This window comes from Amylibacter sp. IMCC11727 (genome assembly GCF_029854195.1).
Lineage (GTDB): Bacteria > Pseudomonadota > Alphaproteobacteria > Rhodobacterales > Rhodobacteraceae > Amylibacter.
The window spans coordinates 3,419,788-3,431,115 of record NZ_CP122960.1; the positions used below are offsets into that span (position 1 = coordinate 3,419,788).

Sequence of the window (11,328 nt, forward strand, 5' to 3'; positions counted from 1 at the left end):
GTTACGATGAACCAGAAATCCTCCGTTGTTCAATTCCTCAAATCTGTCCCAAAGGCCCTGACGTCAGACAATAGCTTTGGGGCTTTTGAGGTCGATGGTCAGTCGGTTTGGTGGAAGATCGACCTCTATGACAAGTCTTATCTGATGGGGTCCGTAATGCCAGCAGACACCGACAAAACACGGCGTGTTCTCACAATCATGTTCCCATCGGACTACTAAACAAACAGCCACACCGCAGCACTCGAAAGGAGGTGATTGAATGTCAAAAGAACGATTGTTCCGACTGCGCCAAGAGGCAGTTGCGTTAATCAAAATGGGTGGTCTCTCCGCCAAGATCGGCCACGCCTTTTGAGGTCAAACAGCACTCGGTAAGTATCTGTCTCGCCCTTTTAGGGGTGGGACAACCCTAGAACAAAGCAAAACCCAAAACAACCATGAAGGATAGTCCCATGACCAAACACACACAGATCAACACAGCCGAAGCCATCGCCGCAGAGAACGCAATTGGTAGCTTTGACCTTAGCCTAACATACCTGTCAGACCTGAACCCCCGTCAGGTCACAGACCCAGAAGAAGACAAACTTATGGCAGACAGCCTTGTGTCTTGCGGTCTCATTCAGAACCTATCGGGTTTGCTCGATGCAGAGGGTCGCCGCTGGCGGGGTTTGAACATCGCTATGGAGCAAAAGCCAGAATTAGCCAATGTACCAATCCGCATTACCCGTGATCCAGCCTTGGCCGAGGCTTGGGCGAACGTAGAAAATTCCCAACGGGCAGACCTTCACCCCGCACAGGAAATCCGCGCCTTTGGTAAAATGTATAACACAAACCCAGACGTGGCCCGTATTGCCAAGGTCTTTGGGGTGACCGAGAAGCACGTTTATCGCCGCCTTGCCTTGTCCAAACTAGCAGACCCCATCCTAGACGCTTTGCAAGCAGGTGAAATCAACCTCACTATGGCCGCAGCTTTTACCACGTCAGACGATGAAGCGCGGTCCTTGGAGGTGTTGGAGCAGGTGAAGGGATACGCTGAATCCGCCCAACGGATGAAAACCCTGTTGAAACCGCATGCCATCAAAGAGAACGACCGCCGTGCCATTTTTGTAGGCAAGGACGCCTATAAAGCGGCTGGCGGGGTGTTGGGGGGCGATCTGTTCGATGATACCCAGACATTTGATGATCCAGACCTGTTGCAGCGCCTCTTTCAAGAGGCACTGGACGCCAAAGCCGCAGAGATTGCCGAGCAGGAGGGGTGGAAGTGGGTCGATACCACGGATGATCCGCACTACATGAGTTATGAAGCGCGTGAGGCAGGGTACAAGTTTATCTACAAGGTCCAAGGTGTTCTCTCGGAAGACCAAGCAAATCGTATGGATGAACTCTCAGAACTGGCCGAAAGCGATGTGCTTGATGAAGACGGTCAGGCAGAGCTTGCCGCACTGGAAGCCATTGTTGCGGGTGAGTTTACCAATGAACAGAAGGCCCACGCGGGAGCGCGTATATTCATTCGCCACAATGGGGAGGTTGATGGGTATTACGGCCTGATTGCTCGTGAGGATCAAGACGCAGCCGCCGAAGCGGGTATCATTGAGAAGGTCACCAAAGCCAAGTCAGACGCGCCTAATTCCCCCTACTCGCAAAAGCTGCTCACCGATCTGAACGCAATCAAGCTGGCAGCGATGCAAAACGCAGCTTTGGATCATGGGGACTACCTGCTTGATCTACTGGCGTTTCATTTTTCTGGCATGGCAGGATTCCAGCGGGTGTTTAACATCCGACGGGAAAAGCCCAACAATCGGCCAGACACGGCCACAGGGTTTGGGGTGGACGAACGACTGAACGCTGGTCACGATCATCCCGACGATATGTGGAACGTCGATCTTGTAGAAGCCTTTGAAGCCTTCCAAGCGAAGGGCAAAAAGCACCGCAACGCAGAAATCACCCGTCACTTGGTTGAGGTTTTGACGGGTGGAAATGATGATTTTGTGAATGGGGTTCGCGCCAAGGTTGGCGCATCAACGCGCAGCGTGTGGACCCCGACAGCTGAGAACTTCTTTGGTCGTGTCAGCGCACCCTACCTTGTGGCTTTGTACCAAGACCTCTTGGACCTAAACGCCAGCGATCCAGAAGCCGTCAAGTTTGCAGCCCTCAAAAAGGGGGAGAAGGCCGCGCATATGGAAGACCTGTTTGCCAAGGCCGACACCCAAGCCGCGTTGAAGGTCACAGGCACACAAAAGGCACGGATCGACGCTTGGGTGCCAGACTGTATCGAATAACGCATGGGGCGGTCTGTGAACCGCCCCTAGCCCCCAAATCCTTGTGGTGAGGTAGACTTGCCCCCGCTTCGGCGGGGGTCTTTTTTATACGGCATTGCCGTAATAACTTATTGACATGATTACGGCAATGCCGTATAAATATCAGTATGCAAACGGTCATTTCCACGCCTGAATTTTTATCCCAAGCCAAAAAACATGGCCTGAGCCAAGAGGAGATTGACAGTATTGTTGAGACGCTTGCCGAAGACCCACTGGCAGGCGACGTGATGGTCGGAACGGGTGGCGCGAGAAAGTTGCGTCATGCTGGCAAAGGCAAAGGTAAGAGCGGCGGATATCGTACAATTCACTATTTTGGGGGAGTGGATGTTCCAGTGTTTATCTTGACTGTTTATGGCAAAGGCGCAGCGGCGAATTTGACCAAGAAAGAGAGAAATGCGTTGGCTAAGATTTTGCCATTATTAGCTGACGCCTATCGCGAAAGTTCAAAGGCTATGGCTGCAAAACGCAACCCCAGAGCATAGGAAAGGAATGTACCGATGAGTGTTGGGAAAAGTGTAATCAAAGGGGCAGAAGAAGCCCTTGCTATCGCAAAGGGCGAAATGGAACCTGCGGCGGTGTTCGTGCCCGACACAGTGGATGTTGCCGCTATACGCAAACGCTTGAAATTGTCACAGGCTGCGTTTGCTGAGCGTTATTGTCTACCTGTGGGGACCATCAGAGATTGGGAACAAGAACGACGCTCGCCTGATCGAGCAGCACTTGTTTTGCTTTCAATTATTGACCGCAATCCTGATGTTGTAGCAGACACACTGGCGGCTGGATAATTTGAATGTCTCAGAATAATGGGCGTGCAGATATCGCCTATTGATGTCGGTGACGATCAGGGAGCAAGCCCCCTGCCCCACACCGACTGGCGCTGTTCGCGCAGAAGCCGCAACAGCGGCGCCAGTGTTTGATCAACCGTAATGATGATACCCACAACACGTACAGATCTGACCGCCATCGTGTAATCTCATGATGTGACCGCACGAGGGGCAGACGGTCAACGGGTCAGATTGATGATCTGGGGCTTTGCCGTTGCTTTTCCGCTTTGAGGGTAAAAAAACCCAACCAAAACAAGTACTGCAAAGATGCCGAGAACTATTTTGTGGTCTAAATCCATTGTCAGCCTCCTTTCAACTTTGCGGCCAGTGATCGTTTCGGTTCATTCTTCTTATATGCCGTTCCTTGGCTAACGTATCATTGGGTGATTTAATGATTATGTCACCCACCATACGGTCGCACCGTCGGCAATCAGGTCTCGAACTAAGGTACGCATTCGGGATGCTTATAGAACAATATGTGAACATAAAAGTCAATGTCATTCAGAGTGTTCAATACGGGCGGATTTATCACCGCATAAGGTCTAGTACCTTTGGCGATACGCGCTCATAACTATTTTACTTTGGCTGGGAGCCACCTAGTTCTACGCCACCCGTGATAGTCAATACAGGTTAGACATAACGCATGGGGTCGTGGTGTTTTCGGTGTTGAGCGACGGAACGAGTTTGTCTTTCCTCGCTCACCAGAGATGACCTGGACAGTGAACTATAATGTAGTCCCGTCTTTCTGAATCCCTCCTTTGTTTCTGCTTAATGGACTTGTTGCGGATCTCGGCAGCGCCGTCCCCTTCGCTTTGCTGCGGCAAGCAGAAAAACGGTTTCCACGCTTTGCGCGGACCCTCCGAGTTTCGGTTTGCGACACTGCCTGTCTGACGTCAGCGCTTGTGGGACAGATTTGAGGTTTTCGTAACGGAGGATTTCTGGTTCATCGCAGCCATTATGGAGCGAAGATGATCAAGAAATCCGGAACATCGAAGGACGCGGCCGACAAGCTGGTCAAAGGCATTCGTCGCAAGACGCGCAAACAGTATTCTGCCGAAGAGAAGATCAGGATCGTGTTGGCAGGCCTGCGCGGCGAAGAAAGCATTGCTGCTCTGTGCCGCCGTGAGGGCATCAGCGAGAGCCTTTATTACACTTGGTCGAAGGAATTCCTCGAAGCAGGCAAGCAACGCCTGGCTGGGGATACTGCCCGGCAAGCGACCTCGCCAGAGGTCAAAGAGCTGCGCTCGGAATCTGCGGCGCTCAAGGAGGTTGTCGCTGACCTGACCCTGGAAAACCGTCTGCTCAAAAAAAGCATGATCGGGGATGGGGAGTACGAGGTATGAGGTATCCTGCATCTGAAAAGCTGGAGATTATCCGCACGGTCGAAGCCTCACATCTCCCCGCCCGTCAGACGCTGGCCATGCTCGGCATCCCACCCACGACCTATTATCGTTGGTATGACCGCTGGTCCGAGGGCGGGTTTGATGCGCTTGACGACACGGCTCCCCATCCTGGGTCTGTGTGGAACCGCCTCCCGGATGAGACGCGGGCTGACATCATCGAGTTTGCGCTTGAGCATGAAATCGCTGACTTGTCCTGCCGTAACGAACAGATTGAGCGGACGTCCCCGGCTGTCGCAGATGGCGTGCAGCTTTGTGTTCATGCCGCCTTTGGTTCGGCCAATCAGGCGTCCACGCCCCCCTTTTTGACGCCCAAACTGGTCGCTGTGCGGTGTGCCTTGAGATAGGTCGCATCGATCATCACGATCTTCTCTTCGCCGTGACCCGCGGCCAGACCGGCCATCATCTGGGCGAAGATGCCCTTGTCGCTCCAACGCTTCCAACGGTTGTAAAGCGTCTTGTGCGGGCCATAGGCCGCGGGTGCGTCACGCCACCTCAACCCATTGCGATTGATGAAGATAATGCCACTTAATACACGCCGGTCATCAACGCGTGGCTTGCCGTGGGACTTGGGAAAGAAGGGCTCAAGACGCGCCATCTGTGCATCCGTCAGCCAGAAGAGATCAGACATGTTCACCGCTTGTTTTTCGGGCCGTGAATCACGCCACGTCTGGTAAATCAATGGGTCCTGACCCTAGGAATGCATCCACGGTCTAACGTTTTGCGCAGGAAGCGTTTCCTTTTGCAGAATGTGATCGGAGGCTTTCTCTCCGACCATAATGCTGGGCGCATTGAGGTTCCCGTTTGTGACGCGCGGGAAGATCGAGCTGTCGGCCACCCGCAGGCCTTCTACACCAATGACCCTGCACTCGGGATCAACCACCGCCATGCGATCATCTTTTGCCCCCAATTTGCAGGTCCCGCAGGGGTGATAGGCGCTTTCGGCATGTTCCCGTATGAACGCGTCCAGTTCGGCGTCAGATTGTATGTGCTCTCCGGGCTGTATTTCCTTACCACGATAAGGGTCAAACGCCTTTTGAGCGAATACTTCGCGGGTGACGCGAATGCACCGCCGGAATTCCGTCCAATCGTCAGGATGCGACATGTAGTTGAATTGGATTTTTGGAGGTGAAAGGGGGTTAGCGCTGTTCAGAGTGATCTGACCCCGCGACTTTGAGCGAAGCGGGCCGACATGCGCCTGGAAGCCATGACCTTCGGCTGCGGCTTTTCCGTCGTAGCGCACAGCCATAGGGAGGAAATGGTATTGAATGTCGGGATATTCCGCCTCCGGCCCGGACCGAATGAACGCAGCTGACTCAAACTGGTTCGAAGCGCCCAACCCGGTTTTTGTGAAGAGCCATTGCGCGCCGACGAGAGCTTTACCGAACAGGTTGTAATATTTGTAGAGCGTGATCGGTTGAATGCAGGCTTGTTGGATGTAGAGCTGTCCGTTGTCATATAAAGTGGGACATCAGAGCGGCTTGAGCATTGGAGGCTCTGGCTCGTTAGTGTGATTGATTATGCTGCTTGTTTCTGATGTTGCAAGCGACGTTGTTTGATTGTCTGTTTCTTGATCCTCTTCCTTTCTCTCAGAATGGCTTTGTCGCGGCCGAAGTAGACATCGGCGGGTGTGACGTTGTTCAGGCTCTCGTGGTATCGTCGGTTATTGTAATAGTCGACGAAGGCCTCGATCTGGCGCTCGAGATCGCCGGGCAGATAGTAGTTTTCTAACAGCACTCGGTTCTTCATCGTTTGATGCCATCGTTCGATTTTGCCTTGGGTCTGTGGATGGAACGGAGCACCACGGACATGATCCATATTTTGCCCTTCCAGCCATTCGGCCAGGTCGCCAGATATGTAACACGATCCGTTATCGCTGAGCAGGCGTGGTTTGTGCCGAACAACCGCTTGGTCACAGCCTGATGCTGTCAGAGCGCGCTCAATCGTCTCGGTCACATCACTGGCCCGCATGGTTGTACACAGTTTCCATGAGATGATGTAGCGGCTGTAATCATCCAAGATCGTAGACAGATAATACCACCCCCAACCAATGATTTTGAAGTAGGTGAAGTCTGTCTGCCACATCTGATTGATGGCGGTGGTTTTATCCGTGAACTCGTTGGCTGCTTTGATCACCACGTAGTCTGGTGCTGTGATCAGGTCGGCTTCCTTGAGAATGCGATAAGCTGATGATTCTGAGACAAAATACCGCTTTTCATCGGTGTATTTGACTGCCAGCTCGCGCGTGCTCAGCGCCTCGTGTTCCAGCGCAAACGCGATCAGGTCGTCACGACGATCATCGGGGATGCGGTTCCAAACGGATTTAGGGCATGGCGATTTGTCAGCCAGCCGGTCAAACCCGCCTTCGAGATATAAATCATACCAGCGATAGAATGTGGTGCGTGGAATGCCCAGCATGTCGAGGGTCTGCTTGGTTGGCAGATGTGATCCCTCGACGGTGCGGATGACCTCCAGCTTCTCAGACGCAGGGTATCTCATTCCTCGAACTCCCCAGCCCCTGTCATGCTTTTTTTGAGAAGCCGGTTCTCAAGCGTCAGATCGGCCACGCATTCCTTCAAGGCCATAGCTTCTGAGCGTAGTTCTTTCACTTCAGGGGATGTGGCCTGACGCGCCGTATCGCCAGATAGACGGCGTTTGCCTGCTTCAAGGAATTCTTTCGACCAGCTGTAATACAGGCTCTCCGCGATGCCCTCCCGACGGCACAACGCTGAGATGCTTTCTTCTCCACGCATCCCTGCCAGCACAATGCGGATCTTCTCCTCCGCCGAATAGGTTTGACGTGTCTTGCGGCGGATGTTCTTTACCAATTTATCTGCAGACGCTTTGCTGCTTCCGGATTTCTTGTTCATCTTCACTCCATGAAGGTTACGATGAACCAGAAATCCTCCGTTGTTCAATTCCTCAAATCTGTCCCAAAGGCCCTGACGTCAGACATGTTTCTGAATCGATTTCACGGACTGTGTTTGATGCGCTGCTGCCAGGGGTTGATGGCGTGACATCCAAACGCCAAATGTCGTGGGAAGAAGCATGGGGTCACATGCCTGCGGCCTATTACGACAGTCTGACTGGCAGCAATGCACTGTCCGACCTTGGCAGCAATGGCCGCAACGGTTCTCAGTCAGATACCGCGATGGCGAAATCATGTACCGCAGCGCGCAATGCTGGGATCATCGTGTACACAATTGGCTATCAGACGAATGCCACGACCTCTGGCAAGCTGCGTGATTGTGCCAGCACATCGAGCCACTATTACGATGCATCTGGGACCCAGATCTCCACAGTGTTCTCTGCGATTGCAACGTCGATCCAGAAACTGAAACTGACACAGTAATCAACATACTTATAAAAAAGAGCGAGCAGCCATGTTGAAATTACGTAAAAAACTAAAGAGTTTCCGCTCCGATGAGGGCGGATACTCAACTGCAGAATTCGTTATCGTTGCAACCACGTTTCTGACAGGATTCTTCTGGATCTTTGAAACTGGTTTGATCATGACCAAGCAGATGATGTTGGAACGCGCCATTGATATGACCGTGCGTGATTTGCGGTTGTATTCCATTCCACCAACGCAGCTCGAAACGGAAACAACCTACCAATGGGCGAAACGTCAAACCTGTGAGAACGCGTTGGTTTTCAAGGATTGCGAAGAAAACCTGCACTTGGAAATGGATACCTTTGATCCTGCATCTGGTTACGCAAAAAATTATAAGTGCGTTGATCGCGAAGAAAATGATCTGAACCCACTGGGTGCGTTCACGCCAAACCAACGGTCTGAGATCATGTACATTCGCGCCTGTATTCGTGTGGACCCAATGATGCCAAACGGCATTGCACTGTTCCCTGGTGTGAATGAAGAAGGCATTCCATTGGTTGCCGACACCGCGTTTATGAACGAGCCGGAGTAATGAATATGATACATCACATTCGAAACTTACTGCGCAAAGCAAAGCGCGACGAAGAGGGCGCGACCACAGTAGAATTTCTGTTGGTTATGCCGCTGATCGTGTTCTGGTTTGCTGGAACGTTCACGTTTTTCGACGCGTACAGCGAATGGACGCGGTCCGTAAAGGCAACCTACACCGTTGCTGACGTGATGTCGCGTCAGTTTGAAATGGAAGCTGACTACGAAGACGACATGAACTCTTTGTTTGCGTCAATCATGGGCGAAAATTCGAACGATACTTATGTTCGCATTTCCAGCATCGAACGGACGAATGACACTTACCAAATTGATTGGACCTGCGCGTCTGGCAATCACACTGGTTATGCGAACAATGATGAAGTTCCGACGGAACTGATTCCAAATATCTTGAACGGCGAAGCTGTTATCATCGTTGAAAGCTATATGGATTTCGTACCCTTTCAGGATTACATTGGCCTGAGCGCGAAGACACTGACCAAGAAGGTTGTGATCAGCCCGCGGTTCACATCCAAGCTCGAACGCGACGGTAACTGCGCCTAAGCTGAGCTGCTCGTGCCGCGCGATTTAGACGGGGCCACACCATATTCTGCCGAATAGGCATATGAAAAATGCGCTGATGATGAAAATCCCGTCATCAGCGCAATTTCAGATACGGACAAAGCGGCGGTTTGCAACAGGTTGCGAGCCTTTTCCAACCGAATTTTGCGGCCAAACGCGATGGGCGTTGCATCCACATTTGCAAGAAATAATCGGGTCAACTGCCGTGGACTGGTGCCTGCAATCTTGGCCAATGCCGACAGTTCTAACGGATTGGCCACATGGGCTTCCATGGCTTCGAGCGCAGCCAAAACATGCGCGTTTACCGTGCCATACCGATCCGCCAAACTGGCCCGTTGCGGGCCCGCAGATGGGCGGATGGAGGTGTGCAAAAACCAATCCCCAACCAATTGCGCCAGTTTTTGCCCGTGGTGCGTGGAAATAAGCGCCAACATCAGATCAATCGGCGCAGTCCCACCCCCGCAGGTCAAACGATCTCGGTCAATCACGTAAAGCGATGGCTCGAACAACGCATCCGGTGCCAATTCTTCTAAATATTCCGCATGTTCCCAATGCACGGTCATACGCCGCCCATCCAGCAGCCCATTGCGCGCCAAATACAATGGCGCGGCTGACACCCCACCGATTTGCGCGCCTTTGCGAGACATGGCCCGCAACCATTGCGCCAACGCCTTGTTTTCATAGTCGAGCGCATTGCCCGCAGCCGTGACCAGAACCAGATCAAAGTCTTGCGTTACCGACATTGGTTCTTGCTGTGGAACAAGGTCCGCACTTGAACTTTGCGCGGGTGTTTTGGACGTTTGTAAAACGGTCACATCGTACAAATTTTGCCCGCTTAGCGTGTTTGCAGCCCGCAACGGTTCTACAATCGCGGCGTAGGACATCAATGCAAACCCATCTATGGGCGCGATACCGATTGTGAAAGTTTCCGAAGCCTTGGCCATAAAACGTAAAATAGTGTCGTTTTAATGAATGCGCCACCCCCACCTTTCTGCGACACTCGTCGGGAATCAAACGGGGCTGCACCATGCGTTTTTCCGCACTTAAAATCCTCACCGAAGGTCTGACAGGCAACAAAGGTTGGACGCCGCATTGGCGCGAACCAGAGCCGAAGAAAGAATATGACATCATTATCGTCGGCGGCGGCGGTCATGGTTTGGCAACGGCTTACTATCTGGCTAAAAAATACGGTCAAAAGAATATCGCCGTTCTAGAAAAAGGCTGGCTTGGTTCTGGCAACATCGGGCGCAACACCACGATTGTGCGCTCCAACTATATGCTGCCCGAAAATAATCCGTTCTATGAGCATTCCATGAAGCTGTGGGAAAATCTGGAACAAGAACTGAACTACAACGCGATGATGTCCCAGCGTGGCATCTTGAACCTCGGTCATTCCGATGCGCAGCGTGATGCCTATGCTCGTCGCGGCAATGCGATGCTAATGTCTGGCGCGGATGCGGTGTTGTTGGATCGTGAAGGGGTGCGCAACCTATGCCCATTCCTGAACTTTGATGATGAACGTTTCCCGATCAAATGCGGCTTGTGGCAACCCCGCGCAGGTACGGCCCGTCACGATGCGGTGGCTTGGGGTTATGCCCGTGGGGCCGATCAGCACGGTGTGGATATTATCCAAAACTGCGAAGTGACTGGGTTCCAGATCGAAAACGGGATCTGTACGGGTGTCGAAACCAGCAAGGGCAAGATTAAGGCCAAGAAGGTTGGCGTTTGTGTTGCGGGTTCCTCCAGCCGCGTGATGGAAAAGGCGGGCATGCGTTTGCCGATTGAAAGCCACGTGTTGCAAGCGTTTGTGTCTGAAGGTTTGAAACTGACGATCCCAGGTGTTGTGACCTTTGGTGCGGGTCACCTGTACATCAGCCAATCCGACAAAGGTGGTTTGGTGTTCGGTGGCGATATCGACAAATACAACAGCTACGCCCAACGCGGAAACCTGCCAGTTATCGAACACTGTGCAGAGGATATGATGGCGTTCCTGCCAATGCTGGGGCGCGCCCGCCTGTTGCGGATGTGGGGTGGTATTATGGACATGTCGATGGACGGCACACCGTTCATTGATAAGACCCACATCGATGGTTTGTATTTCAACGGCGGCTGGTGTTACGGCGGGTTCAAAGCAACCCCTGCATCTGGCGATGCCTATGCGCATTTGCTGGCCAAAGATGAACCGCATCCATTGGCAACGGGCTTCCGTCTTGACCGCTTTATGCGCGGTCAAATGATCGACGAAAAGGGCCAAGGCGCCCAACCGAACTTGCACTAAGGGACCAGAG

At 52.6% G+C, this 11,328-nt stretch carries 10 protein-coding genes and 3 pseudogenes; 9 read left to right on the forward strand and 4 right to left on the reverse strand.

Translation table 11 applies throughout. The features are described from left to right. Positions 1–6: 6 nt before the first annotated feature. From QBD29_RS17120 to QBD29_RS17140, 5 genes and pseudogenes are all read left to right on the forward strand, one after another. Entirely contained in the window at positions 7–219 is a 213-nt protein-coding gene (locus tag QBD29_RS17120; protein ID WP_280099293.1) for a DUF3768 domain-containing protein, read from the forward strand. Positions 220–449: 230 nt separating this feature from the next. Continuing rightward, positions 450–2,276 (forward strand): ParB/RepB/Spo0J family partition protein, encoded by a 1,827-nt coding sequence (locus QBD29_RS17125; protein ID WP_280099294.1) that lies wholly within the window; start codon positions 450–452, stop codon positions 2,274–2,276. A 146-nt stretch (positions 2,277–2,422) separates the two neighbouring features. Beyond that, positions 2,423–2,797, forward strand: coding sequence for a type II toxin-antitoxin system RelE/ParE family toxin (locus QBD29_RS17130; RefSeq protein ID WP_280099295.1), 375 nt, complete (start codon positions 2,423–2,425; stop codon positions 2,795–2,797). A 15-nt stretch (positions 2,798–2,812) separates the two neighbouring features. Next, positions 2,813–3,100 carry a helix-turn-helix domain-containing protein gene (locus QBD29_RS17135; protein WP_280099296.1) on the forward strand — a complete coding sequence of 96 codons (288 nt, stop codon included), beginning with the start codon at positions 2,813–2,815 and terminating at the stop codon, positions 3,098–3,100. A 1,007-nt stretch (positions 3,101–4,107) separates the two neighbouring features. Beyond that, positions 4,108–4,715 (forward strand): annotated as a pseudogene (locus tag QBD29_RS17140) (transposase); the annotation flags it as partial. Positions 4,716–4,718: 3 nt separating this feature from the next. Here the strand turns inward: QBD29_RS17140 and QBD29_RS17145 are convergent. The 3 genes and pseudogenes from QBD29_RS17145 to QBD29_RS17155 form a co-directional block, all read right to left on the reverse strand. Continuing rightward, a pseudogene (locus QBD29_RS17145) lies at positions 4,719–5,170 on the reverse strand (IS5 family transposase); the annotation flags it as partial. Positions 5,171–5,233: 63 nt separating this feature from the next. Continuing rightward, a pseudogene (locus tag QBD29_RS17150) lies at positions 5,234–5,995 on the reverse strand (GMC oxidoreductase); the annotation flags it as partial. 62 nt (positions 5,996–6,057) lie between these two features. Then, positions 6,058–7,409, reverse strand: a protein-coding gene (locus tag QBD29_RS17155) for an IS3 family transposase (RefSeq protein WP_280098781.1) whose coding sequence is annotated in 2 segments (ribosomal slippage) — positions 6,058–7,073 and positions 7,073–7,409 — 1,353 coding nt in all. Because the reading frame shifts where the segments join, the coding sequence is not laid out codon by codon here. A gap of 110 nt (positions 7,410–7,519) precedes the next feature. Between QBD29_RS17155 and QBD29_RS17160 the strand changes: the two genes are divergently transcribed. From QBD29_RS17160 to QBD29_RS17170, 3 genes are read left to right on the forward strand one after another with little or no spacing between them, the layout of a single operon-like run. Beyond that, entirely contained in the window at positions 7,520–7,891 is a 372-nt protein-coding gene (locus QBD29_RS17160; RefSeq protein ID WP_280099297.1) for a hypothetical protein, read from the forward strand. A gap of 31 nt (positions 7,892–7,922) precedes the next feature. Further along, complete coding sequence (locus QBD29_RS17165) at positions 7,923–8,465, forward strand: pilus assembly protein (protein WP_280099298.1); 543 nt, start codon at positions 7,923–7,925, stop codon at positions 8,463–8,465. Beyond that, on the forward strand, positions 8,465–9,022 hold the full coding sequence (locus QBD29_RS17170) for a pilus assembly protein (RefSeq protein WP_280099299.1): 558 nt from the start codon (positions 8,465–8,467) through the stop codon (positions 9,020–9,022). Before QBD29_RS17165 ends, QBD29_RS17170 begins: the two co-directional genes overlap by 1 nt. Here QBD29_RS17170 and QBD29_RS17175 read toward each other — a convergent pair. Next, entirely contained in the window at positions 9,019–9,984 is a 966-nt protein-coding gene (locus tag QBD29_RS17175; RefSeq protein WP_280099300.1) for a GlxA family transcriptional regulator, read from the reverse strand. The two genes, QBD29_RS17170 and QBD29_RS17175, sit on opposite strands and share 4 nt — an antisense overlap. 83 nt (positions 9,985–10,067) lie before the next feature. On the opposite strand from QBD29_RS17175, the gene QBD29_RS17180 reads away from it, so the two are divergent. Further along, positions 10,068–11,318: a sarcosine oxidase subunit beta family protein gene (locus QBD29_RS17180; protein ID WP_280099301.1), complete on the forward strand. Its 1,251-nt coding sequence runs from the start codon at positions 10,068–10,070 to the stop codon at positions 11,316–11,318. Positions 11,319–11,328 lie beyond the last annotated feature (10 nt).